The following is a 25,212-nucleotide window of genomic DNA, read 5'->3' as shown; positions in this document are numbered from 1 at the left end:
CCGTATGCTTAGAAGCCGCTAAAGTGCGCAAAGCGATCCAGATGGTAATTATAGTCGCCAAAGGTGTGCTGAACGACCCGCGCTCGCTTGATGAAAAACCCGATCTCGTACTCATCAGTCATGCCGATGCCGCCATGCATCTGGATAGCCTCATTGGTCGCGCGCTGGGCCACTTCGCACAACTTTGCCTTGGCCGCGCTGGCAATCAAAGACAACTCTTGGTCGCCGTCATCAACTGTATGGAGTGCCTTCAATACAATCGATCGCGCCAGCTCCAGCTCTGCAAACAGCTCTGCAGCACGATGCTGTAAACCCTGAAAGGAGCCAATCACACGGCCAAATTGCTTACGCTCTTGAAGATAGGCGATGGTCCTCTCAAACACTTCGGTCGACACACCCAGCAACTCTGACGCCAGTCCGATATTGGCGATATCCAGTGCGCGGTTAAGCCCAACCCAAGCGCTTCCGGGCGCACCCAGAAGATTAGCCGCAGGAACCCGCACATTGTCGCACACCAGTGCACCTACACTGCGCGAATCTACCAGGCTACGTCGCTCCACAGTCAGACCAGCGGTGCCCGCATCGAGCAGAAAAGCGCTTAATCCCTGCTCCTCACCGGGCGTCCCACTGGTGCGCGCGATGACAATAAAAGTGTGCGCAGAAACCGCATCCAACACCATCAATTTAGTGCCACTAAGGATATAGTCGCCCTCATTCAACGTCGCACTCAATGCGCTTTGCTGTGGTGCGTGATGCGGCCCTTCCTGCAGTGCCAAACTAATGAGCTTCTGGCCTGCAGCAATAGCAGGCAACAGCTCCTCTTTTTGCTGCGAGCTCCCCAATTCGCCAATTAAAGTTGCGGCCACCAGAACGGTCGATTGCAGGGGGCTGGCGCTAAGATTACGGCCTGCCTGCTCCAGCAATAGCCCTAAACCGGTATATCCATAGCCTAAGCCACCAAAGGCCTCCGGGATGGCGATACCCGCCCAGCCCATCTGCGCCATTTCATTCCATACGTCGTCGCTGAACCCACGTTCGCTATTGCTGTCACGCAATGCGCGCAGATGTGTCACAGTAGCGTTGTCCGCCAAAAAACCAGCAGCAGATTCCTTTAGCATCACCTGCTCTTCATTCAAAACCAATGCCATTTTCAATAATCCTCTGTGTGACCGGGGCTATGCGTCGGGAAGTCCAAGCACACGCTTGGCAATAATATTCAGCTGCACCTCAGAGGTCCCACCCTCGATAGAATTCCCCTTGGAGCGCAGCCAATCTCGACTGACCACACCCTGATGATATTCCTCGCCCTCCCAGCCCAAACCAGATTCACCGCATACTGCCAGATTCAGTTCATTGCGCCGCTTATTCAGTTCCGTACCGTAGTATTTGAATATGGAGGACGCCGCACCGAGACCCTTCCCAGCTTTTGATTCGTCTCCGACGCGCGCCATGGTCGCGCCGAAAGCCATAGTATCGAGCTGATACTGGGCGATATTCTGGCGCAGTATTGAGTTGGACAAACGGCCAGAGGCATCGGCCCCGATATTATCCAGCGCCACTTGCCCGACAGACTTTTTAGGTGCGGCCCCGAAAGCGGAAATCATCTCCCGCTCATGCGTCAGCAGGTACTTAGCGATGGTCCAGCCTTTACCCTCTTCTCCAACCAGGTTTTTCTTGTCTGCGATCGCGTTATCAAAGAAGGTTTCGCAAAACGGGGAGCTGCCGCTGATCAATTTGATGGGACGAGTCGTCACGCCCTCCTGCGCCATATCGAACAGCACAAAGCTGATACCCTCGTGCTTGGTGCCCGAGTTGTCGGTGCGCACAAGACAAAATATCCAGTCAGACTTATCTGCATAGGACGTCCAGATTTTCTGGCCGTTGATCAGATAATGATCACCCTTGTCTTCGGCTTTGGTCGCGAGGCTGGCCAAGTCAGAGCCAGAGTTTGGTTCAGAGTAACCCTGACACCAGCGAATTTCACCGCGCACGATTTTAGGCAGATGTTCAAGCTTTTGCTCCTCAGAACCAAAGTGCAGCAAAGCAGGGCCGAGCATGGAAATACCAAAACTGCTCAATGCAGGGCGGGCACGGATGGCCGCCATCTCCTGAGCGAGGACTCTCACCTCTTCTTTACTTAGCCCGCCGCCACCGTACTCTCTAGGCCAGTGGGGAACCGTCCAGCCACGAGCAGCCATACGGTCGCACCAAAGCTTTTGATCAGGGTGGATGAATTCAGGGTTGCGGCCCCCATTGAAAATATCCTCAAAGCCTTTGGCCTGCTGACGCATGGCCTCGGGACAATTTTCCTGCAGCCAGACTCGCGTCTCCTGGCGAAACTGTTCAAGGTCGCTCACGGGGTTACCTCATTGTCGGGGCGGATTACTATCGATGAGCCTGACAGACACACGGAGCAAAACGCTTCAGTAAAAATGCGAAAGGCGAGCCATCAACCCACCCGAAATCAGCGTTTGAACATACAGTATGTTTTAGTGCTGTTCAAGTATCACTCACCGCAAAAGGGGGCGCGATGACGTCGTCGGCACAAAAACTCGAAGATCACCTCACCCCTCCACATCGGGGGTGATAGATCCGTTGAGGAGGCGTTGCCCAGCGTAAACTGATCATCCTGCCATAAGCAATCAAGTTGGAGCCTGACCTCACCGACACTGATCGGCCAATTACAGTCTGCAGTGATCGCGTAGGCATTTTTCCCATGAATCAGCGATAGTCTTTTGATCTCACCACCGACACTATCGAGATGAAAATTTGATTATTTGAACCACTTCATAGGACAATCACACGTGATACCGTAATTCTTCCCGAAGAAATCCACAATCCAGTGCATTTTTAGACAATGGAGCACCCATGCTGACAAAACCCTATCATATGGCCATCGCCACAGTGCTGTGTGCATTGCCAGTGCAGGCGGACCATCTGGAAGAATTGGTGGTCACTGCCAGCCAGAATACGCTTACCATCGATGTGGCCGATGAACTACTGATCTCATCAGATCTGGCACAGTTATTGAAGAAGGCACCCGGGGCCAACGTCAACACCAATGGGCCGCTCACCGGCATCCCTCAGTATCGAGGCATGTTCGGCTCACGAATAGCCGTCTCCCTGGATGGAACGCATCTTGCCCCCTCAGGACCCAACTGGATGGATCCGCCAATGTCCTATGCGGTGGGTGGTCAATTGGAGTCGCTGAAAATCTACCGCGGTATCGTCCCCGTCAGTGTGGCCCAGGAGTCCATCGGCGGGGCCATCGACGTCAAATCGATACAAGGTGAATTTGGTGCTGGAGAAGACTTCGAACTGGGAGGCCGACTGATTGGTAATGCCCAGTCGGTGAACGATGCTTATCACCTTGAGTCAGCAGTCTATGCCGGCAACAAGCACAATAGAGTCAGAGTGGCCGCCATGACAGAAAATGGCGACGATGCTGAATTTCCGGACGGCAAAATCCGGCCAACCGAATACGAGCGCCAGCGTTACGACCTAGGCTACGGCTTTCGCACGGGCAATCACACCGTACAGCTGGACTATGGGTATAACGACACCGGCGACAGCGGCACCCCGGCACTGCCAATGGACATAGAAACGATCAAGGGCGATTTGTACAGCTTGCACTACAACTTCGATCGAAATGAGGTGGTCAATATCATGGTCTCGCTGTTCAGCAGTAACCTCGACCACACGATGACAAATTATTTACTGCGCGAGGCACCCACGGCAAGCCAGTGGAGACGCAACAGCGCCTCCAGTGACAATATGGGCTTTAAATTAATGACTACCGTGTTCGATAACACGGGCTCGTCAACGTTTGGCTTCGACGGCTTCAGCGCAAAACACAATTCAGATATTGATAACCCCAACAGCCCCATGTTTTTTGTCGAAAACTTTAATAATGCCAAGCGAGAGGTGCTGGGAGTATTTTTCGAACGCACGGAGAATTTTACCAGCCATTGGAGCGGGGAGTTTGGACTACGCTTCAATCGCGTGGAGATGGATGCAGATAAAGTCAATGCCACGCCTGCAATGATGATGCCTGCCGCAGCGACCTTGCGCGACACCTTCAATAATTCCAAACTCAGACAAGTTGACAACAATCTCGACCTCGCTGCAAAAGCCTGGTTTAGAGCCACAGACAATACCAGCTGGTACCTCGGAGTGGCTCAAAAGAACCGCTCTCCGAGTTATCAGGAACGTTACTTGTGGCTGCCACTGCAAGCGACGGCGGGACTGGCAGACGGCTACACCTATACCGGAACCATTGCTCTTAATCCGGAAGTATCCTCGCAGATTGAGTCAGGCCTGAACTACAGCAACGGCAGTCTAACGCTGTCGCCGCGCATTTTTTATAGCAAGGTCAAAGATTATATTCAAGGAACCGTCAGCGAAGACACGGCTGCAATCGCCTTTGTGCGAATGATGAATGCTCAGAACGGCACCAACAATCCAGACCCACTGCAATTCAACAATGTAGACGCTCAGCTGTACGGCTTTGATATGGACTGGGCTTGGTACCTGAGCGAGCAGTGGTCTCTGTCGGGGCTGGTAAACTATGTGCGTGGCGAGCGTGATGATTCGAGTGACGACAACCTCTATCGGATCGCCGCACCCAACGCCACTGTTAGCCTTACCTACACTGCTCCCGCATGGACCGCGACGATTGAAACGGTGGGGTATGCCAAACAGGACGATGTCAGCGTGGTAAATAATGAACAAGAATCATCCAGCTATGGTCTGATCAATCTGAATGCCACATGGTATGCCACCAAAAACCTACAACTGGCCGCAGGCGTAGATAATGTACTCGACAAGCGCTACGAGGATCATCTGGGTGGTTACAACCGAGCGATCAACCCGGACATTGCGCTCGGTGCTCGCCTACCGAGCTACGGAGCCAATATTTTTGCACGTGTGATGTACACGTTTTAAATACTATCGGCTACATTAGCGTCTATGTTTTCAGAAATTCAGGTACCGGCTCAAAGGGCACCACAGAAATTGGGTCAAGGTGGATAATAATTTCAGCTGCGGGATATGCCTCCTGCAGTCTTAGCTCCACCTCGTCAGATATTTTATGCGCTTCCAATAAGTTCAGTTCGTCGTCCACTTCGAGATGCAACTGAACAAAGGTGGCGATGCCGGACCGCCGAGTCCGCAAGTCATGTAAACCGTGCACTTTCGAGTGCGCGACTGCAATACGAGTGATGGCGTCGCGCTCGTCGACAGGAAGCTCCCTATCCATCAGGTCGTCAAGGGACTGGCGCACAATTCCCCAGGAGCTGTACAAGATAAAAACCGCAATGCCTATTGCAAACAAAGCGTCAAATCCTCCCCAGCCTTCAACGGCGAGCACCAGCGCAATAATAACAGAGACGTTAACCAGAAAATCCGTGCGGTAATGGAGGGCGTCTGCCTTGATCGCGGTGGAGCCCGTCTTAAGAATGACATACCGCTGGAAGGACATCAGCGCCAGCGTGAGGATGATAGAAAAGGTCATTATCACTAGACCGAGCCCATAGGATTCCAAAGGCACGGGATCAATAAGACGTCGACCCGATTCCAGCAACAAAAAGCCTGCGGATCCGGCAATAAATGCTGCCTGGGCCAGCCCTGCTAATGCCTCTGCCTTGCCATGACCAAAACGGTGTTCTTTATCGGCTGGAGTGATCGCATGTCGCACGGCAAACAGGTTAATCAGGGAGGCCAGCCCATCCAGAATAGAGTCAATGAGAGTGGCCAGCAGACTCACCGAATCAGTGAGGGCCCAAGCGATCGTTTTACCAAAAACCAGAACGATGGCCACAGAAATAGAAGCATAGGTCGCCAGACGCATCAGGCGGGCCATATCTTTTCTCGACGTCAATACTGGCTCAACAGTGGATTGCATTATTTATCCTGCATCTGCACTCTGTGTCGCAGAACCCTCCTCGGCAAACTGATGCATAGAGTAGTCCACACGCTGCTCGGCGCGAAAGCGCCGGTTCAGACTCATATGCTCGATGTGACGCAGGCGGGGTAACAACCCACGGCCATTGGTGATTTGAATCGCCAAGCCCGGCCTAGCGTTCAGCTCCAGCAACTGCGGACCTGCAAACTTGTCCAGGACAATATCAGTACCGATATACCCCAGGCTAGTCATATCATAGCACTGCGATGCCAATAGCAGAATGTCTCGCCACCCGGATATCCGGATATCGCTTAATGAACACCCCGTATCGGGGTGCAACTTGATCGGCCTACCAAACTGTGCAGCCTTCAAGCAGCGACCCGAATCAAGCGCCAGCCCGACACCCACTGCCCCCTGGTGCAGATTGGCCTTACCGTCGGAGGCGGCAGTGGCGAGGCGCAGCATAGCCATGACCGGGTAACCACGAAAAACAATGATCCGAATATCAGGCACACCCTCGTGGGAATACCCCACAAAACAATCGTCAAAGGCGATAAGGTCTTCAATAATTGCCACATCCGCCGAGCCCGCTAGGGAGTAAAGGCCCGCAAGAATGTTGCTCATATGCCGCCGAATATCAGTAATGTCAATCAGCGCGCCTGAGCTACGAACAAACTGGTCTCCCTGACGGCCGGTCACGACCAATATACCTTTCCCTCCCGAACCTTTTGCCGGCTTGAGTACAAAGCTGTCAAGATCCGCAAGCTGTTGCTCAATATGGCTGATCTCATGCTGCTCACGGACCACAAATTTTAGCCCCGGCGTGGGTACGGAATACTCTTGGGCTAAAAGTTTAGTTTTGAGTTTGTTGTCGACCAGAGGGAAGTGTTTGCGCTGATTATAGCGATTAATGAAGTCCACATTACGGCAATTCATCCCCAGCATACCGAATTCTTTCAAACGCCTGATCGAGACCCATGGCTTACTCATCAGAGGTCATCCATTGCTCTAAAGCGCCACAGCTCTGACAGTTTGTAGCCGGTGTACTGCCCCATGGCCAAAATAGAGGCCAACAATACCAGATTAAGCTCTGGAAAATTAAACGTGAGGTGGACAAAGAGTGGCATCTGCATCAAAAGATAAGCGATCACCGCCACCAACAAACTCCCGCCGCCCTGACTCACGACCTCACTGGGGCCATCTTCCTCCCAGAGAATCGACATCCGCTCAATCGTCCAGGCAATGATAATCATGGGGAAAAAAGTAATCGTCATGCCAGCACTGTAGCCGAGCTGGTAACCGATAATACTAAAGGCCGAAATCATGAATATCACCAATACAATCAGTGCGGCAATACGTGCCACCAATAGAAGGTTCAGCCGACTCAGATAACCGCGTAGCGCTAAACCAGCGGCAACGACCAGCACAAAGCTGATCAGGCCCTCGACCAAGGAGGTCTGCAGAAAAGCCAGCGCAATCAGTACCGGCATGAAGGTGCCCGATGTCTTCAAACCAATAATGACCCGCATAAACACCACCACCGCCGCGCCCAACGGCAATAGCAGCAGCAACTTAAACATGCTCTGCTCTTCAATCGGCAAACGCTGGACACCGAGTCGTGAAAAAATACTGTCGCTCTTAGTAATCTGGGCCAACTGCGCGGCAGGAACCGTCTGTCGAATCATTGAAAAATGAACGCGTGAGTTCTTGCCGCCAGACACATCCAGCACGGAAACGCCACCACGGTGCCACAGCAGCAAGTTGGGCGGCACCCCCACATCGCCCGTTTTGGGATTGACCAGCAGCCACTCTTGCTCGGTGTAAATCTCAACCATCGGTGTCAGTATCTGCCGACGTCGGGCATCCTCAAGATAAAGCCCCATCACATACCGAGCAGGAATATCGGCACGATTCAGAAAATGTATCAACAACTCCGCTTGGCCCAAAGTATCTGAGCGCAACAGGGCGGCATTCTGGGACGAAGGGCTATTGAGCAATTTGATCAGTTCACGCGTCAGGCTCAAAGGAGAGCTGGACTTTCCCCGTGCAAGACCAAGCACTTCCTTCGCCGCCAGCTCTTGCGCATCCTCCCAATAATTGTTGTATTCTCTGGACGAAAATACCGGCTCCGCCGCACTGGCGCCATCACTATCTGACTCGACCAACTGGGCACTGTAATAGAGTGACTGCTCTCCTTCAGCCTCGCGCTTGGTCCACTCCGCACGCCGATTATCACCTTCCCCTAGAACGGTAAAGCCATATCCGGGAGAGGCAGCCTGCTCCTCAAAAAGCTCAAAACCGGGTGGATGGTCGTCAGGCAAGCTGAGACTGGCACTCACGGGGCCGCCTGTAGTGTCAAAGTCGACCCGCGCTTCAACCAGCCATACGGATTTCGCCTGTCCCGGTAAAAACGGCGTTCCAGCCGACAGATGGCGCATCACTGCGGTCCCCATCCCGATTAAGGCCATCAGGATGAGTATCGTGTGGAACGTCCACTTCTGATTCACTGGGTTTTATCTTTGCTGGCAGATGACGTCTGCGAGCGGATATAGGGCGCAATATTTTTCCTGCTCACATCCACGATCATAACGTCTTTCAGAATACTGCGACCTATCAACGCTTGGTAACTCCTATGACTACCACTGTTCAGGCTAAATTCCGCAATCTGTTCAAGGTCTCCAATTAAAACGCTCATTTTGACCACCGGCCGCCGCTTCGACTCCTGTGTGCCAGACTGGACAATACCCACTGTGCGCTTGAGCCTGCGCTCCAAGGATACCAATTTGTCCGATATGGGATCAAGAATCTCAAACCGTACCCATCGCTTACCGTCGCGCTCAAACAGCTCAATGTTACTGGCGTCGATGGAAGAGGTTTTCGCGCCCGTATCAATTCTCGCAATGAGCGCCAAATCAAGATCAGGCAGCCAGATCGTCTCCAGCGCGCCCACGCGCATCTTACCAGATGACTTTAGTAACGCAGGACAGGCCTCCGCCCTCGGGCAATTCTCTTCGACAAGACCCTTAAACGCCTCGTCAATATCCTGACTCATTAACACTAAATGTTGTTGCTGGAGCTCTAACTGTCGTCGCTGCTCCTGCAGCTGTGTATTGACCGTCGCCTGATTCGCCAAGGTCTGATCCATACTAGAGACGAGCTGATCGAGACGGGAATCCTCAACCTTTGCGCTCACAGGAATGACCTCGCAACCTCCCAGTAGAGGCAGAAGCGCTATAGACACAACAAGGAAGGGGGTCTTGCAATTAATCATATACGTCCAACTATGGCAGTGCGGCTTGCGTAAACGGGGTGCAACTCTAACTAGCGCGGCCGCGAATGTAAATTACCGTACTGGGCTAGCGCGACGTTCGTCGCAACTGATGCTGACAAATAATTCTCATGTCGGTGTTCTGAGCTGCGTGATCTCAATAGGATCTTCGACGGATATGCTCGTTAGGCGGCCCTCGTTTGAATCCTCTTCAACAACCGGACAAAGGCCTCCGCCTCTTGCGCTCCCGGAACAATATATTGCTTCTGGAAGACAAATGTCGGCACAGCATGCACATCCTGGTCCAGCCAGTGCTGCTGCTGAGCACGAACCTCACCCGCATAGCGTTGGTCAGACAAAACGAGGCTTGCCTCTGCGCCATCCAAACCCGCCCTTGCGGCCACTGTGGCCAGCACACCCGGGACGCTGACATCTTCCCTGCACGTAAAAAACGCTTCAAACAACGCCAACTTCAGTTCTGTCTGACGACCCTGCTCGCCGGCCCAGTGCAACAACTGGTGCGCGCGAAAGGTATTGACCATGCGCATGCCGTCGAAGTAATCAAAGGTAAAACCGAGAGACTCGCCCAGCGTTGAAAGTCGCGTTCGCGCCATCTGGCTTTGTTCGGGAGAGCTATTGTATTTCTGTGCCAAGTGTTCCTGCAGGTTCTGCCCTTCCTCGGGCATCTGCGGATTAAGCTCGAACGGGTGCCAATGAATTGCCACGTCAAACTCTCCGGGCATCGATGACAGCGCCAGCATCAACTGTTTATAACCGATGATGCACCACGGACACACCACATCTGAAACAATATCGACTTGTAGCGACTGGACTTGAAGCTGCTGCCCCATGATTTCTCCGATATTCTGTTTACCCTGCACATCATAGAGTCATATATTCTCAAATGCGACTCTAGGCAGCGCACAGAAATTCAGACCTTGGCCATGATCTGTGGTTTTTCTTTTTTCTTGCGCTCACGCTTAAATACACGCTTGGCCAGGCCTCACCGCTTCTTCGCAGGCCAATGGCTAGCCCGTGAACTTTACCTAGCGTATCCTGTCTTAAATAAAGTACTCCCCCGCGCTACTGCATAGGGTTAACACACATTAGAGGAACACAATCGATGAAAGCAAATCCTGATGAGCATTTGAGCGTGGAGTCGGAACGCAGTAGGTTTCCTTTCCTCGAGTTATTCCTTGCACTGGCCGTCATCGGGGGGCTAGTGTTTTACTGGTTCCAATCAGAGGAGAAAAAATCGGGACCCAGTGTTGTCTCGGTGCCAGCCATGGCAGTCCCTGCAATACAGCCCGACCTGCCCACGACTCCAGACATCCCTCAGCAGCCTGAACCCCTTGCAGTATTAGCAGGCGCAGATAACACAGTCTTGGCAGCCGAGACTAGTGCTGATCAAATCGAACTGATGGACGGTGATAGCATGCTACGCCAGGAACTGGCCGCCACCGGAACCGATTCGATCATGAGCAAACTCATGAGCAACGAGCACCCAATAAACGTCAGCGCAGCATTCATCGACGGACTGGGACGAGGGGTTATCCTGAAAAAATTGTTGCCGGGCGACCCACCCAAGCAGGCCTTTAGCGTAGTGGAGGAGGGCGAGGTGATCTATATAAGCCCTTCCAGCTACCAGCGCTATGACAGCTATACAGATACCCTGACAGCGCTCGACAGCAGGCGGCTGGTGAGCACGTTTCACGCCTTGCGCCCGATGTATGAGCAAGCCTTTCAGTATCTGGGGCTAGACCCTGGGGACTTCGACAATACCATCATTCGTGCGCTAGATCAGGTACTGGCAACGCCGGAAATAATAGAACCGATTGCGCTGCAACCCAAGTCCGTCGTGTATGTCTTCGCGGATCCCGCGTTAGAAAACTTACCCGCCGTGCAAAAACAGCTGCTGCGCATGGGACCCGATAATATCAGCCGGATCAAGCAGCAAGCTCGCGCTCTGCGCGAAGGCTTGCTAGCGCAGTGAGTTAGCGCCATTATCGAGAGTCAGGAGGAAAACACGATGGTCTTATTCCCTCGCACAATCACTCTGTCTTCTAGGTGGTAGCGTAAGCCCCGGGACAGAACGGCCTGCTCTGCGTCGCGACCCAGCCTCACCAAATCATCCTTGTCACAGCTGTGATTCACTCTGACCACATCCTGTTCAATAATCGGTCCCTCATCGAGGTCCTCCGTCACATAGTGGCAGGTAGCACCAATCAGTTTAACGCCACGCTCATAAGCTTTCTGGTATGGATTAGCGCCAATAAAGGAGGGCAAAAAGCTATGATGAATGTTAATCAGACGATCCGTGAACTGTTCGCATAATGTGGACGGGACGATCTGCATATAGCGGGCCAGCACTACCGTATCGGCCTGATATTGCGTGATGATTTCCGTCACAGTGACAAAAGCCGCGGCCTTGTCTACCTGCGGCACAGGCACATAGTGAAAAGGAATGCCGTGCCACTCCACCATACTGCGCAAATTCTCGTGGTTGGAAATAACACAAGGAATCTGACAGGGTAGTTCACCACTCTCCCAGCGGTTGAGAATGTCGGCAAGGCAGTGGGAGGCTTGGCTGACAAGGATCACCACACGTTGCAGTTCATTGTTATCACTGACGCGCCACTTCATCCCAAACGTCTTAGCGAGATGTCCAAAATCAGCCCGAAACGCCTCAAGACTAACCGCCAATGATGCAGCACCAATGACATTGCGCATGTAGAACCAACCCTGCTCAACATCCGTGTGGTGGTTTGACTCCAATAGAGAACCCTCACGCTCGGCAACGAAGCTAGAAACTGCGGCCACGATACCAATCGCGTCCGGACAGGATACGACAAGGGTATAACTACCGTTTTGGTTGGTGTCATTCATAATTCATGAGTCTATCTGGCGTATACGCCGCTTCATAGTTTAGTTTAAAGTAAATCGAGCAGACGCAAATAGAGCATGCCCAGCGCCACTGCATAGCCGCCAACGGCGGGGCCGAAAGGTATTCTGCGATGAGGTACCTGAGAAAATATGTCCATGCGCCCAAATGTACCGGCCACCGCATCCGCCATGACCTCACCACACGCATGGCTCAGGCTGACGCCATGGCCACTGTAACCCTGCGCGTAAAATATGTTTTCACCGATGCGGCCCAATAACGGTGTACGGTTCACCACAACACCCACTTTTCCGCCCCAGGCATAATCAATCCGCTTGTGGGCCAGTTGCGGATAAACCCTTCGCAGGCGCGGCGCCATGGCCCTTTCGATGCTGCGGGGCTCTCGGCCGGAGTAGTTACACCCCCCGCCAAATAACAGCCGACGATCCGCAGACAACCGGAAATAATCCAGCACTTGGTTCTGGTCACAGACGGCAAGATCCAGTGGATTGATTTGCGCCACCTCCGCTTCGGTCAGCGGCTCAGTCGCTAAAATATAGGTGCCTGAGGGAAATACCAAGCCCGACAACCTATCGGGCTCGAGATGATGATAGGCATTACCGGCCAGCACTACGAAATCTGCGGTCACCCTTCCTTGTCGAGTGGCGACGACGGGCCTTGAACCGTGTTCAATACCCGTAACCTCAGTGCCCTCGTATAGGGAGACACCCAGACCCGCAGCAGCGCGCGCCTCTCCTAAGCACAGGTTGAGGGGATGCAGATGGCCATTGCGGTTATTGATTAGGCCGCCTAGGTATTGATCAGTGCCCAGCACATCAGGCAACTCGTCCGCCGCCACTAGGCGCAAGTGGTCCTCCATACCCCGGCCGCATAGCTCCTCGTGCCAACGCTTTTGTTGTTCCAAGTGCCGAGGCCTGAGTGCCACATCGATATAGCCGTATTTCAGATCACAATCGATACCATACTGCTGCACGCGCTGGGCAATGATAGCGTGCCCGCGATAGCCCAACTCGAATACCGTGTCGGCGTGGGTATCACCCCAGCGTTTTTTCAGACTGGCCTCGCCGGGCAGACCGCCGATCATTTGCCCTCCACTGCGACCAGAGGCACCCCAGCCGACCTTATTTTGCTCCAGCACCGTAACACTGTAACCGCGCTCCGCGAGGGTCAAAGCGGTAGCGATTCCAGTAAACCCCGCGCCAATCACACAGACATCCGTGCGAACATCAGTGCGTAAGGGAGGATACTCAAGGGTTTCGTTAGATGTCGCCGCATAATACGACGAACAATGTGAGTCTGGGTAATTCATTAGAATATCGGCGGGCACCCTTCCCGTACTTTAGTCCATAGATTGTGATGAATACATCATGCCAGCTAAGCCAAACCGCGCCAAGCTATACCGTCAACAAGAACTCCCAAACCTCCCCATGGAAATTTACAACCCCAGATATAGACAGTTAGCCAGACAGGTCATCGGCTCCTATGACGCAAAGTCATTCAAATCACCACCCAGATGCCATCGAACCATTGTCTCTACTCGCCCTCCCGTGGCCGATACAGCGCGCTGGAACCGTTGCGGACGCAGTCCTACTGACCGAGAAATGGCGTGGTTGTGTTACGCCACTTCCCTTGCTATTAATAACACACGTTCAATAATTGGGAGAGCCAGCGTGGCTGCAGTAACATCCTATGGCAGTGCGGCCAGACAAGTATTGGTACTGTGTTTCAGCCTGCTGTTATATAGCGCTTCTGTCCACGCACAGAATGCGCAGTCCTATCTTATCGGGCGCGGTATCGCCGATGTCACAGGCCCAGCTGTGGGGGTGATGCTATGGGGTTTTGGGCACCCGGACCAAGTCGGCGAAGGCATTCATATCCGTCAGCGTTCTCGCGCGTTTATTATGGTGCAGGCTGACGACCTCAACAGCCGACTGGTGCTGGTCAGCGCCGACCTGGGCAGTATTGACCACCACATCCATCTGGCGGTCGTTGAGCGGCTGCAGAAGCGCTTTGGTGCGCGCTACAATCTCGACAATGTCATTATCACTGCGACCCACACCCACTCAGGACCAGGTGGCTATTGGCAGTCACGCAGCACAACCGGACTTGATGGGGGTCTCTACCCAGAACATTTTGAAGCCATCGTAGCAGGGATCACCACCTCCATTGTGAAGGCCGACGAAGACCTGCAACTGGGCACTGTTTTCATTAACAGTGGAGCAGTGATCAACGCCGGTGCCAATCGCTCGGTAATCGCGTATCTGCAAAACCCACCGCAAGAACGCGCACGCTATGAGGAAGACACAAACACCGAGATGATCCTACTGAAGTTTGTTGACGATTCAGGTGAAATCGGCGTATTCAACTGGTATGCGCTGCATCCTACTGCTATGAACTTCTACAATCATCTTATCTCTGGCGACCACAAGGGCTATGCCTCACTGCAAATGGAGCGCCAACACGGTACGACCTATGACTCTGCCGATGATTTCGTGGCCGCCTTCGCAAATTCAGATCCCGGTGACGTCTCACCCAATACAAATCTGGACAATACGGGTCCGGGGGACACTGATGTCGAGACTACCCGCATTATGGGGGATCGTCAGCTGGAGGTAGCACAGAAGCTGTTTACACAGGCGACGGAAACGCTTGAGGGCCCTATCGATTCACGCCGTATCTACGTCGACCTCAGCAACTATCCGGTACAACATGATTTCACTGGAAAAGGTCTTCAGCACACCTGCCCTTCTGCCTATGGTTACTCCTTCGCCGGCGGCTCAACGGAAGATGGTGGAGGACACTTCCTTTTTAAGGAAGGTATGACCGATCAAAGCCTGTGGCGAGACGGACTGATCCGACTGGTCACTGGCGCACCAAAATGGACTGAAGCGGTGAAAACTTGCCAGCGACCGAAGCCGATTTTATTTGAAACCGGTACTGGCAATCCACCCCTGCAATCACAGATACACTCGGTTACGGTTGCACGAATCGGTCAACTGGTGATACTGGCGCTGCCGGTCGAAGTGACCACCATGGCCGGCCGACGCTTGCGCGACACCGTCATGCAGGAATTGGGCGATTGGGCCCAGTATATCGTATTAGCAGGCTATGCTAATGGCTATGCCGGTTATGTCACCACGCCACAGGAGTATATGCTGCAGCAGTATGAAGCCGCGCATACACTGCACGGACGCTGGTCCCTAGCCGCCTACCAACAGGTTGCAAGCCAACTGGCCAGCGCCCTGCAGTCGGGTACTGCTGTTACCTCGGACATCCACTACGATGACTGGCGCGAAAAGTCAGTGGGGCTGCCATTACCACTAGGTACGGCGACTCCACCTCCACAGGGTGCAAGCTACGGTGACACTTTGCCCCTGGCAAAAACACATTATCAGGGCGGCGAGACAGTGCTCACTGAGTTCTGGTCCACCAACCCCACGGCACACTACCCCACCGGCAATAATTTCTTGTTAATAGAGCAGAAGACGGCAAAGGGGTGGCAAGCGATTGCCGATGATAGTGACTGGAGTACAAGGATACGCTGGCGAATAGAAGGTGGGGCTTACGTTGCCCAAATCAGCTGGGAGATACCGGCCGACACCCCCACTGGCGAATACCGACTCACACATTCTGGATACGATGGTGCAGACGGCAACTTTAGCGGCGTGTCGGAACTGATTTATATCGACCCTTAGCGTTACTGATAAAGGAACAACTACCTGAGTAGCTTGAACACGATTAGAAGTGCAGAATCGCTAGGGCCAAGAAACCCTACTCCGAGATGGCCTCAGAGTTGTGACCCCGAATAAGGACGTGCAGAATGCCTCGCGTTATTACACGCTTTTTGGCAAACAGCACTACTCAACAAGAACGTTAGGGGATTAAGTCCGTCCCCCTAGGCTTCTAGCCTCGCTATCGAGTATTTCTCACTGGTTCACGTTCCGTTGGGGTGTGCGAGTCAACGTGATCCCGCATCAACATTGAAAAAATCATCATGCCGGGCAACAAAAAAAACAGCACCAAAAAGAATAACGCGATATTAATAATGATAGACGCCATCTTCCGTCCTCCTCATCCTTTACGAGATAACTACCGTAGTAGCCTCTCAACGTGATGAAAGAAACTTGAATCAGGTCCTGAATGGCCATGCCTCTTCGCGCATATGCACACTTATGTTTTGCAACTCCGCGAGCATCCACCAATCTGTGCAGCAAGGGATGTATCGCAAAAATCAAAACATCCTAATTCACGGCCTTACCCTCTCACTCCTTAAGACCGCGATTAATATCGTACTCTTTGCGGAGACCAGACAACAATAATAAAAGCGTAAATTTTTGTAGTTTTGGTCGATATTTATTTTTTGGTTTACCACCGATAAATTCTTTTTTTATAGACTCTACCTTTTCGCTCGACAACCGCTTGTAAGGCTAATGAAGATCAACATTTTATTTTTCAGTCACGTCCACCTGTGGATCGCAATCTAGCCTGAATCTAGTAGAGTCTTACGGCAACTCTTGAGCATAATGCTGAGGGCACCGAAGACAACGCTGATACCGAGGAGTCACAGTCATCGCACTAAGGGTAATCCGTAAGCTGCCACAAATCCCGCAGCCCACATACCCCCCGCGACCCAGATAAATCGTCGGTTCCAGACATCGGCACGCTGACAGGCGGCGGCTAGCTCCGGGTCCAGTGGACAGCTTCGCTCCGACCGGTAAACAGACCAGGCCGACAGCCCAATCAACACGCCGGACAGGAGGAACATCCAGCCTTTATACTGGCTCAAGGTAATAATCCACGGCGCAGAGCTCACCATGGTCGCAACAGTTGCACCCAGGCCCAGTGACACCAGCGTGATCGGAATAGCGCAGCACAGCAGCGTGCCTGAGGTGGTAAACAACAGAAGCCAGCTCCAGGAACGAGGTTTTCGCATAATGTTCTCCTAATAGACGATTCCAAGGGTAAAACTCAGGTAATTACCACTCCACTCGTCGTCGTCGTCGTAGGCCGCCAGCTTGTATTCCAGCCGAGCTGCGATATTGCGCCTAAAATAGACCAGTACTGGGCCCGTCAGAATGCGCTGCCCAGAGTCAGAATCAACAGCAGTGACATCCCAAAGCGTGAACCACGCAGAACCCTGTCCATCGGCATGAACCGTCCCTACATTGATATCGAGCCCGCGACGATCGCCCAGGAAGTGCAGATCATACAGCTGATAGACATCCACGGATTCAGAGCTATAACTGAGACTTACGCCCCCGTCCCAATCGTTCCCTCCGCCGGTAGGCACGCGCACCGACGGCGTCAGCCCCCAGTTCGACGTGTACCGCGCAGCATTTTTATACTTCTTCAGCGGTACGGCGAAAATTGAATGGCCGAGTCCATCACCGCTATACGGTATCTTCAGCGTCATTCGAAGCGCAGGCTTAAACGTATAGACACCCTCCAGCCACGTTATGGTATCGGAATTGGCATGTTCAACACGGGTTTGAAATCCATAGCCCCCATTCCACCTCGGGGCCATGTCGACGACGGGCTGATGCGCTAAAGCCGCTGTGGAGGTTACCCCCAAGAGCAATACAATGAGCAGCCCTTTCATTATTGCAGCTCCAGTCGTTCTCCCGAATCTGTTAGCCGCCAAATATCCACAGGGCTATAGCCACCCTCTTCAATAGCCGCGAACAGCGCTTGCTTGTCAAGCGACGTATCATCGCGAACTGCAACGAAGACCGTCTGGTTTTGAACGTCCACTCGCACGCCCTCATCATATTTTGCGGCATCCACAAAAGACAATTTGCGAATGTTCTTGGCAACGCCAAGAGAACAAAGCTCGCAGACCATTCCGTGCACGTTGACGATATAGTTTTGGGCAATAGCCGGTGTTGCAAACAGCATGAATAGACACACTGATACTGTCAGATTTTTCATCACAGAGTCACCTCTTAACATTGAATATAAACGCGCCGCGGAGGCGCACCAATCTAAGAAGACTATGCTATGGGTGGCCTGTAGCGGGGTTCTGGCGTATTGATTGGACGTGCGGAAAGTCTAGGCGATGTGCCTATAACGGCAGCATCCAGAGGGAGAATCGTATATTCCGACAGTCCTTGCAAGCCAACACAGGCAGCGCAACAGGTTTCATCCACTGCCTCACGGGTGTTTTCCGCCTGGTGACAAGGCATATCGGACTGGGGTTGGGACGTGTCGGCACCCCAAAAACAACTGCCATAGGATGAGGATGCGTTCACGGCGAACACGAACAGAATGACCCTCAACACGGCCGAGCTACGATGTAGAATGTTTACCATGCTGCTATTCAACGGCTAATTCTGGCAAAACGCAAGGCAAATACCGGTAATGCGAAGAATCGGCAATACGCCACCATCACCTTCGCCCTGCCCGCCTATTTAACGCCATCTTAGTCAAAGTAGAGCCCATAACGGATAAGGCTATGACGACCAGGACACACAGAATACCTTCCTGAGTGTAGACTGGATCATCAGTGCCTTGTCCAGGCTACAAGGAATACGATCCTTAATCCAATCACCACCCGTCATCGTATAGTACCGTTATGAAAAGACTGCAGCAGGACGCACTCACCCTGGCCAATATTCTGGCCGAACATCCGAGACTGGTGGTATTGACTGGGGCAGGCATCAGTCATGACTCTGGGATACCCACCTACCGCGATCAGCGGGGCACCTGGCTGCACTCGAAACCCATACAGGAACAGTCATTTCTGAGTGACGAAAGTACGCGACAGCGCTACTGGGCGCGCTCATGGCTTGGCTGGCCGGTCATGCGAGATGCGCTTCCCAATCCTGCACATGTTGCACTAGCAGAGCTCGAGCAGTGCGGCTCTATCGAACTGGTGATAACCCAAAACGTGGACAGACTCCACCAGTGCGCAGGAAGCCGCAACGTCGTTGACCTGCATGGCCGGATAGATCAGGTTCGCTGCCTCAGTTGCGATGCTCTTCACCCCAGAGAAAGCATCCAAAGTCTACTGAAAAAGCAAAACCCGTGGCTCAGCGCCGTTCAATCCAGCCATCTGGCAAGACCGGACGGTGACATGGAGGTATCTGAAGATATGTTTCACGCACTGTCGCTACCCAAGTGTCATAACTGCAGCGGTGATCTGATGCCAAATGTGGTTTTCTTCGGTGGAAGCGTTCCTTCTTCGAGAGTGGCCACCTGCCTTGACGCGTTGAAGGAGGCGGACGCCCTTATCGCAATAGGAAGTTCACTGATGGTTTTTTCCGGCTATCGTTTCTGCCGCAGGGCCAGTGAACTGGGTAAACCTGTCGTGATCATCAACCCTGGCATCACGCGTGCCGACGACCTCGCTCACGTAAAACTACAGTCACCGGCCGGCCCGCTCCTTACGCGAGCCATCGAGCACATCAAGCAGGGTCGCTGCCAGCCATCCGCTCGCGATAATCCCAGGTAAATAAACGCAAAGGTTCGATGGTTATCAAAATCTCGTCCTCGACGCGAGACAGCAGCCAGCTCCCCAATTTGGAATCCGTGCCGCCGAGATAGCGCTGCAGCATTTCACGGAGTACTTCACCATCAGCAGCGGAACTCAGCCGCGCAATGCCCTGCCCCCTGACACCGTGGTAGGGCGGCTCATTAGGCGCCAACTCAAAACCAACTCGGTCGCTGCGCTCTAGCAGGCGGATCAATTGGGAGGACCGGTGCGATACACAACGGAAGTACTCACCATCAAATATATACCACACCGATACAACGCGCGGAAACCCATCCTCACCTACGCACGCCAGGCGCAAAGGAAACGTACTGTGTTGCAAGTAGGCGTCTATCTCCGTCTTTCCCCAAGGGCCTTTAAGGGCGAGTGCCATGTTCGTTTCTCCAGAAGTCGCCAGTGAGATCGTGCTATCCCAGCAGGACAGCGCCATAGCAGCGCATCATAACGGATTTTCTAGGCCTACGCTGCATAGGGCGATCAGTGGTAAGCGGGCGATTATTTCTTCTGGATAACCAATGTAATCTGGCCAACGTGAAAACCCCACTTGGACATCACTGACTCATTCAGCAGCACCGTGTCTGAAACCAAATACATCCGATCATCAACGTTTACGTCTATCGTGCCGTCACCATAGGGGATACGCAGAACATATTGCATAAACAAACTATTGCCCAACACTTTCATTTGGGACTCACCAATAACGTCACCCGCCGTTGCTATATAGGCGCCGGCGGCTGTTCGTTCTAGTGTCCATACCCTCGTTTGTTCCTCGCCATCATCAAACACAAACTGTTCGTCGAGGGTCCCAACACCACCCTCCCAGCTCGCATCGATGGTGGCGTTGAAGTAGCGAATTACCCGACCACTACGATCCTTAACGATGCCACTTGCAATCAGCTCTCCGCTAAAAAATGTTTCGGCCACAAGGGCGGGACTATTTTCAGCATATTCCTCAATCGGCACCGCGGAACATCCATTAAGCATAATCAGTAAGGCTGCACACACCCATGCTACCGATGTTGCTTTCATGATGATCCGTCCTTAGCTTGTGTCATCGCAATGTCGCTAGCCTCGTCAATGCCCATCAACTTTAGATCGTCCAGAGAGCAAGGCAGCGCCGTCATATCTTGGTAGCGATAACGGATATCAACTGACTGGCCAGCGCCCTTAGCATCACCAATATTGGAGAGACCCCGGAACCGAGTGAGGCGTTTCAAAACAGGGTCATATCCAAGTTCGATGGAGGAAACCAGCCTGCCGATTAACCAATTGTCTAGTCTCAGAATAAAACATTGGTCTGTCTCGTTGCTATAGCTGCAGCGCGCCGCCTTGACGCGTAAATCTACCAGGCTCTCCCTGGCTGCAAACGGGAACTGAAACTGCTTACTTTGACCGCCGACAAGAGCATTCCAGTTTTGTGTCACAAAGTTGTCGAAGCCGGCATCAATGACTATCGGCATGCTGGCTTGTGAAACCGGGAACAGAAATTCTTGCGGCTCCGGGTTACCCGCGGCTTTCACGGTCATTATAAGCTGATCCTGTCTCAGCTCGACAGCTATCACCTCTTGCGAGTAAAAATTGTGCTGCACAAAAGATGGCGTCAACGGTCCAGATGAATAGTCCAGCACCTTATGTGCGATCAGCTCTTGTTCCATATCTCTGTAGAGCACGTTATGCGTCAGCGCATTGTCACTGACACAATGCGTTTCCGTATACAGGGGTGCTGTGCTGTCCAGATCAAACGCTGCACCAACGACCCGAACGCTCACCTCTTTTGCATAGGCCTGCTGCGTCACTTGCAACAGAACCAAAGCGAAAAGGCAGACGAGGTGACATATGCGAGGAATTGTGCCTGTCACAAGCTAGCTCGCGTCCGTATCGTGCGGCCTGTAGAGTCCTTTCCCGGTTATTTTGGGAAGCTCCATTGCGGCAACCAAACCAGGCGTATGTTCTACTACCGCCGGCACCGCATTCACGATAGCGGTCGCCGTTTGAATAACACCTGCCACAGCATGATCACCATTACGATCCTCCATATCCATGGAAATTTCCATGCGTGGCTCACCCTCGATAATGACCCGATAACCCTTGCCTTGGGGCCAATCGGGCGCGATATCATCGGTGAGTCGCGTCACGTGCTCCAGCACCACGACTTCCCTGCCATCCATAACGCCTCTGACCTCAAAACGCATAGCGCCAGTAGTGCCAGCCTTAAACGTCCCCATGCCATTGTGAATGTCTTCTGTTAGAGGGAGACGCTCATGTACTTCGTAGACTTTATCCAGGGTGACACCCAAACCGGCCGCTACCGAGTGAACCGAGCCACCCCATCCCAAAGAAAGCATACCCTCTCTGAACAACATGCAGTCATGATCTATCGGATAGCCAAAACCCATCACCTCGCGAATCGTGTGCTCCTGCTCATACGTCGCATAATTGACAATTTCACGCATGCGAATACTGCTCCAGTACTCTGACAATCCCGTAAAAACGAGCGGCATAGTGTCGTTGGCGAAGCCTGGGTCAATACCATTATTAAAGCAGGTAGACTTGCCTTCTTCGCAGGCCGCCTTTAAAGGATCTGCCAGGAATGTAATCCCTGGATTGTGAGGATACTGCAACATAAACAATGAGCTCGACACCACATTGATACCCTGACGAAGACATTTTGCCTGATCCTCCGCCGCCTCCATCATGCGCGTCTCTGAGTGGGCGGTATAGATAACGCAGTCAGGTCGAGTCGCTAAGGCTTCATCGACGTTATCTGTAGCCAGAACGCCAGCCAGCTGCTCAAGGCCAATTAACTCACCAACATCGCGGCCCGATTTTTCAGGGGAACTGACAATATGCGCAACTAACTCTAGCTCGGGGTGGCCCAGTACTGCCCGCACAGCATAGCTCCCAACATTTCCTGTACCCCATGTAACGACCTTGTATGACATGAATTTATCTCCTTATAGACTAATGAATGCGCTTATAAAACACCTGCAACAGCAGCGGGCGCTACTGGAGCGATTAAATCTTCAACCCGTTTCTCGAATCTCTGCGACGGATTCGGCCAGCGCTGTCTCCAATGCCGTATACGACATGCCCAACTCCTTGATCCCTCGAGAAGGATCAAATAGCAGGGAGCCCGCCGCCGTTGTTTTCAATACATCCAACGGCATCATAGGGCGTCTGCCGGTCTTACGAGCAACGATATCCATCCCCATGGCCAGTGGCCACAAAAAGGACTCAGGTATATTCCAGTTTGGCACCGGCACATCAGCGATTCTGCCAATGATTTTGAAATAGTCTCGCGTGGTAGCGCGCTGATTCCCGATAAGATAACTGCGCCCAACAGAATCTTTTTTGATCAACGCTCGTGCAATTGCATCAGCCGCGTCTTTGACATAGACATAGGTGTACGTGGTATCTGCCCCAATCAATGCGGGTAGCTTCCCATCCACCGCTCTCTTCACTTCCATGGTCTCTTTGTCATCCCCCGCACCGATGACTGCCGCAAGATGTACGATAGTGAGCGGCAAGCCCTTGTCTTCATACATTGCCCATCCCGCCTGGTCGCCCAGATATTTACTTCTCGCATAATTGCTGGGATGCCGACCGGGAGGCGTCTGTTCATTAAAGGGTAGGGTATCCGGCACGCCATAGGCCAGCGGAGTACTCACCTGAACCACTTTTTCTACACCTGCTTCAAGACAGGACTCAAACACATTCGTTGCACCGCGCTCATTGAGAGCATAAAAGTGCCTTTTGTCGCGGCTCCAAAATTCGCGATAGCCCGCTATATTCACCACTCCCCAGGCCCCCTTAAAGGCTGCAGATAAGCTTGATTTTCGGGTAATGTCGCCGTAGTGGAAGCTGATGTCGGGATCCAAGGCCCGCAATGGAGAGACATCACTGGTGTGGCGAACGAGACATCTAATGCGGTACTTTTTTTCGCTGACAAGACGTTCAACAAAATGTCTGCCTACAAAACCGGTGGCGCCGGTTATGGTGACAATACGCTTGCTAGTGGCCATTTTTCTGGCATCTCCGGGGGCAGTTCACTAAATCCTATAGCTTGTACGCTCTTGCGCCCGTATCGGATGATTTGGAGGACTTTCCCAGGTTTTTGTGATCGGCGCTTTACCGGCGTACGTAGTACCTTCACTATGTGACTTTACACACAGCGATAAGCACAACTATCCGAGCGTTGACATGACAGAGAATCCTTACCTCGTGGAAAACTTTGCGCCAGTGGATACCGAAGTCACCGCCGAGACGCTTAAGGTTAGCGGCCATATACCACCCGAATTGGCTGGCCAGTTATTACGCATAGGCCCCAACCCTGTGAATCCAGACCCGGCGACGCATCATTGGTTCCTCGGTAACGGTATGGTACACGGCCTTCAGTTGCGCGACGGAAAAGCCGAGTGGTTCCGAAGCCGTTACGTGCGCGATGATGAGATTGTTGCAGTCAAAGGCTGGCCGCCGGTGCAAGGCCCCGAAAATGCATTACAACTTGGCGGTGGGGTCGCCAATACCAATATTATATTTCATGCTGGAAAAAGACTGGCGCTGGTCGAAGGTGGAAATCTCCCAGTGCAGCTGAATTCCGCTCTTGAAACAGTAACACGCACTAATTTTGGTGGAACCCTGCCCGGCGGTCTGTCGGCACACCCCCACCTTGATGCGGACACCGGTGAATTGCATGCCGCCGTCTATTCTCCACTGTGGAATTATATACAGCATGTGGTCATCAGTGCAGAGGGCGAGGTCATTCGCGCGGTCAATGTCCCTGTTCCGGGGCAGCCCATGGTGCATGATTGTATGATCACCAAAAGTTACTTTATCCTTCTGGACCTGCCGGTAATACTGGACATGAAGGCTGCAGAGGCCGGCGCAAGCCTGCCTTATCGTTGGAGCGCTGAATACGGCGCCAGGGTTGGATTGCTTCCTCGGCATGGAGCAGCAGAGGAGGTCACATGGCACGAGGTCGACCCATGCTATGTCTTTCATCCAATGAACGGCTATGAGGACGCCATGGGGCGAGTCGTCTTGGATGTATTGCGCCATCCAAAGATGTTTGCAACCGACATGCGTGGACCGAATGAAGGCACTGTAACTCTGGATAGGTGGGTTATTGATCCGCTGAAGACGCGAGTGCAAGAAACTCGGCTCGATGATCAGGGACAAGAATTCCCCCGTATCGCGGAACAGCTTACCGGTAAACCTTATCGCTATGGGTACACTGTTGCACTGGATGCTGGGTTTTCCGCAGGTGGACTCATCAAACATGACCTGCAGCAGAGTCGAAAAGAGACCTACAACGAGGGCATGGCAAGGCATTTTATGGAGCCTGTTTTTGTTCCAAGGCAAGACTCGACATCCGAGGACGACGGTTGGTTAATGTCCTTCGTGTATGATGCCGAAAGTGATTCCAGTGACGTCGTCATCCTTGAAGCAAAGGATATAGCCGCAGGCCCCGCCGCCACTATCCACTTACCAAGACGAGTGCCGTTCGGCTTCCACGGCAACTGGATCCCCTCAACTGACTAAGGGCGTCTCAACCCTTAATATAGCGCCTGCGCCAGACGGCAGTGCTTCTTGCCTGGCAAGCTTTAGAGTGGCACGAAAGACAAAAAAACAGAGGACATACACCAATGAAC

General features: G+C 52.8%; 24 protein-coding genes. 7 read left to right on the top strand and 17 right to left on the bottom strand.

Features of this window, described 5'->3' with window-relative positions; genetic code table 11:
• Positions 1 to 8 precede the first annotated feature (8 nt).
• Together ABXT62_RS02415 and ABXT62_RS02410 are read right to left on the bottom strand one after the other, a co-directional pair.
• Positions 9 to 1,148 carry an acyl-CoA dehydrogenase family protein gene (locus ABXT62_RS02415; protein ID WP_415356957.1) on the bottom strand — a complete coding sequence of 380 codons (1,140 nt, stop codon included), beginning with the start codon at positions 1,146 to 1,148 and terminating at the stop codon, positions 9 to 11.
• A 27-nt stretch (positions 1,149 to 1,175) separates the two neighbouring features.
• Positions 1,176 to 2,357 (bottom strand): acyl-CoA dehydrogenase family protein, encoded by a 1,182-nt coding sequence (locus tag ABXT62_RS02410; RefSeq protein WP_415356956.1) that lies wholly within the window; start codon positions 2,355 to 2,357, stop codon positions 1,176 to 1,178.
• Positions 2,358 to 2,868: 511 nt separating this feature from the next.
• On the opposite strand from ABXT62_RS02410, the gene ABXT62_RS02405 reads away from it, so the two are divergent.
• A complete protein-coding gene (locus ABXT62_RS02405) occupies positions 2,869 to 4,944 on the top strand; it encodes a TonB-dependent receptor (RefSeq protein ID WP_415356955.1) in 2,076 nt (691 codons plus the stop codon).
• Positions 4,945 to 4,966: 22 nt separating this feature from the next.
• On the opposite strand, the gene ABXT62_RS02400 is transcribed toward ABXT62_RS02405, so the two are convergent.
• The 5 genes from ABXT62_RS02400 to ABXT62_RS02380 all read right to left on the bottom strand — a co-directional run bounded on the left by ABXT62_RS02400 (position 4,967) and on the right by ABXT62_RS02380 (position 10,051).
• Positions 4,967 to 5,902 carry a cation diffusion facilitator family transporter gene (locus ABXT62_RS02400; protein ID WP_415356954.1) on the bottom strand — a complete coding sequence of 312 codons (936 nt, stop codon included), beginning with the start codon at positions 5,900 to 5,902 and terminating at the stop codon, positions 4,967 to 4,969.
• 3 nt (positions 5,903 to 5,905) lie between these two features.
• Positions 5,906 to 6,892, bottom strand: a complete 987-nt coding sequence (locus tag ABXT62_RS02395; RefSeq protein ID WP_415356953.1) for an alpha-L-glutamate ligase-like protein — start codon at positions 6,890 to 6,892, stop codon at positions 5,906 to 5,908.
• Positions 6,892 to 8,409, bottom strand: a complete 1,518-nt coding sequence (locus ABXT62_RS02390) for an inactive transglutaminase family protein (RefSeq protein ID WP_415356952.1) — start codon at positions 8,407 to 8,409, stop codon at positions 6,892 to 6,894. Before ABXT62_RS02390 ends, ABXT62_RS02395 begins: the two co-directional genes overlap by 1 nt.
• A complete protein-coding gene (locus ABXT62_RS02385) occupies positions 8,406 to 9,095 on the bottom strand; it encodes an ATP-dependent zinc protease (RefSeq protein WP_415356951.1) in 690 nt (229 codons plus the stop codon). Before ABXT62_RS02385 ends, ABXT62_RS02390 begins: the two co-directional genes overlap by 4 nt.
• Positions 9,096 to 9,355: 260 nt before the next feature.
• Positions 9,356 to 10,051 (bottom strand): DsbA family oxidoreductase, encoded by a 696-nt coding sequence (locus ABXT62_RS02380; RefSeq protein WP_415356950.1) that lies wholly within the window; start codon positions 10,049 to 10,051, stop codon positions 9,356 to 9,358.
• A 242-nt stretch (positions 10,052 to 10,293) separates the two neighbouring features.
• Between ABXT62_RS02380 and ABXT62_RS02375 the strand changes: the two genes are divergently transcribed.
• Complete coding sequence (locus ABXT62_RS02375; protein ID WP_415356949.1) at positions 10,294 to 11,163, top strand: DUF3014 domain-containing protein; 870 nt, start codon at positions 10,294 to 10,296, stop codon at positions 11,161 to 11,163.
• Between the two features lie 20 nt (positions 11,164 to 11,183).
• On the opposite strand, the gene purU is transcribed toward ABXT62_RS02375, so the two are convergent.
• Both purU and ABXT62_RS02365 read right to left on the bottom strand, forming a co-directional pair.
• Complete coding sequence (gene purU / locus ABXT62_RS02370) at positions 11,184 to 12,056, bottom strand: formyltetrahydrofolate deformylase (RefSeq protein ID WP_415356948.1); 873 nt, start codon at positions 12,054 to 12,056, stop codon at positions 11,184 to 11,186.
• A 44-nt stretch (positions 12,057 to 12,100) separates the two neighbouring features.
• Complete coding sequence (locus tag ABXT62_RS02365; RefSeq protein ID WP_415356947.1) at positions 12,101 to 13,381, bottom strand: NAD(P)/FAD-dependent oxidoreductase; 1,281 nt, start codon at positions 13,379 to 13,381, stop codon at positions 12,101 to 12,103.
• 361 nt (positions 13,382 to 13,742) lie between these two features.
• On the opposite strand from ABXT62_RS02365, the gene ABXT62_RS02360 reads away from it, so the two are divergent.
• Complete coding sequence (locus ABXT62_RS02360; RefSeq protein ID WP_415356946.1) at positions 13,743 to 15,767, top strand: neutral/alkaline non-lysosomal ceramidase N-terminal domain-containing protein; 2,025 nt, start codon at positions 13,743 to 13,745, stop codon at positions 15,765 to 15,767.
• An 872-nt stretch (positions 15,768 to 16,639) separates the two neighbouring features.
• Here ABXT62_RS02360 and ABXT62_RS02355 read toward each other — a convergent pair.
• From ABXT62_RS02355 to ABXT62_RS02345, 3 genes are read right to left on the bottom strand one after another with little or no spacing between them, the layout of a single operon-like run.
• Positions 16,640 to 17,005: a hypothetical protein gene (locus ABXT62_RS02355; RefSeq protein WP_415356945.1), complete on the bottom strand. Its 366-nt coding sequence runs from the start codon at positions 17,003 to 17,005 to the stop codon at positions 16,640 to 16,642.
• A 9-nt stretch (positions 17,006 to 17,014) separates the two neighbouring features.
• A complete protein-coding gene (locus ABXT62_RS02350; RefSeq protein WP_415356944.1) occupies positions 17,015 to 17,671 on the bottom strand; it encodes a hypothetical protein in 657 nt (218 codons plus the stop codon).
• On the bottom strand, positions 17,671 to 18,000 hold the full coding sequence (locus tag ABXT62_RS02345) for a heavy-metal-associated domain-containing protein (protein ID WP_415356943.1): 330 nt from the start codon (positions 17,998 to 18,000) through the stop codon (positions 17,671 to 17,673). Before ABXT62_RS02345 ends, ABXT62_RS02350 begins: the two co-directional genes overlap by 1 nt.
• 129 nt (positions 18,001 to 18,129) lie before the next feature.
• On the opposite strand from ABXT62_RS02345, the gene ABXT62_RS02340 reads away from it, so the two are divergent.
• Positions 18,130 to 18,246, top strand: coding sequence for a DUF4124 domain-containing protein (locus ABXT62_RS02340; protein WP_415358252.1), 117 nt, complete (start codon positions 18,130 to 18,132; stop codon positions 18,244 to 18,246).
• 397 nt (positions 18,247 to 18,643) lie between these two features.
• A complete protein-coding gene (locus tag ABXT62_RS02335) occupies positions 18,644 to 19,522 on the top strand; it encodes an NAD-dependent protein deacetylase (RefSeq protein ID WP_415356942.1) in 879 nt (292 codons plus the stop codon).
• Here the strand turns inward: ABXT62_RS02335 and ABXT62_RS02330 are convergent.
• The gene (locus ABXT62_RS02330; RefSeq protein WP_415356941.1) at positions 19,476 to 19,934 is read right to left on the bottom strand and encodes a pyridoxamine 5'-phosphate oxidase family protein; all 459 of its coding nucleotides are present in this window, start codon (positions 19,932 to 19,934) and stop codon (positions 19,476 to 19,478) included. The two genes, ABXT62_RS02335 and ABXT62_RS02330, sit on opposite strands and share 47 nt — an antisense overlap.
• Here ABXT62_RS02330 and ABXT62_RS02325 point away from each other — a divergent pair.
• Positions 19,933 to 20,073, top strand: a complete 141-nt coding sequence (locus ABXT62_RS02325; RefSeq protein WP_415356940.1) for a hypothetical protein — start codon at positions 19,933 to 19,935, stop codon at positions 20,071 to 20,073. The two genes, ABXT62_RS02330 and ABXT62_RS02325, sit on opposite strands and share 2 nt — an antisense overlap.
• On the opposite strand, the gene ABXT62_RS02320 is transcribed toward ABXT62_RS02325, so the two are convergent.
• The 4 genes from ABXT62_RS02320 to ABXT62_RS02305 form a co-directional block, all read right to left on the bottom strand.
• Positions 20,057 to 20,590 carry a DUF3833 domain-containing protein gene (locus ABXT62_RS02320; RefSeq protein WP_415356939.1) on the bottom strand — a complete coding sequence of 178 codons (534 nt, stop codon included), beginning with the start codon at positions 20,588 to 20,590 and terminating at the stop codon, positions 20,057 to 20,059. The two genes, ABXT62_RS02325 and ABXT62_RS02320, sit on opposite strands and share 17 nt — an antisense overlap.
• Positions 20,587 to 21,420 carry a hypothetical protein gene (locus ABXT62_RS02315; protein WP_415356938.1) on the bottom strand — a complete coding sequence of 278 codons (834 nt, stop codon included), beginning with the start codon at positions 21,418 to 21,420 and terminating at the stop codon, positions 20,587 to 20,589. Before ABXT62_RS02315 ends, ABXT62_RS02320 begins: the two co-directional genes overlap by 4 nt.
• A 3-nt stretch (positions 21,421 to 21,423) precedes the next feature.
• Entirely contained in the window at positions 21,424 to 22,503 is a 1,080-nt protein-coding gene (locus ABXT62_RS02310) for a hypothetical protein (protein ID WP_415356937.1), read from the bottom strand.
• Between the two features lie 81 nt (positions 22,504 to 22,584).
• A complete protein-coding gene (locus tag ABXT62_RS02305; protein WP_415356936.1) occupies positions 22,585 to 23,583 on the bottom strand; it encodes an NAD-dependent epimerase/dehydratase family protein in 999 nt (332 codons plus the stop codon).
• A gap of 178 nt (positions 23,584 to 23,761) precedes the next feature.
• Between ABXT62_RS02305 and ABXT62_RS02300 the strand changes: the two genes are divergently transcribed.
• The gene (locus ABXT62_RS02300) at positions 23,762 to 25,102 is read left to right on the top strand and encodes a carotenoid oxygenase family protein (protein ID WP_415356935.1); all 1,341 of its coding nucleotides are present in this window, start codon (positions 23,762 to 23,764) and stop codon (positions 25,100 to 25,102) included.
• Positions 25,103 to 25,212: the final 110 nt, after the last annotated feature.

Source organism: Halioglobus sp. Uisw_031 (genome assembly GCF_047729875.1).
Classification (GTDB): domain Bacteria; phylum Pseudomonadota; class Gammaproteobacteria; order Pseudomonadales; family Halieaceae; genus Marimicrobium.
Note: the sequence above shows the minus strand (reverse complement) of the source record. Positions and strands in the feature narration are given on the sequence as shown.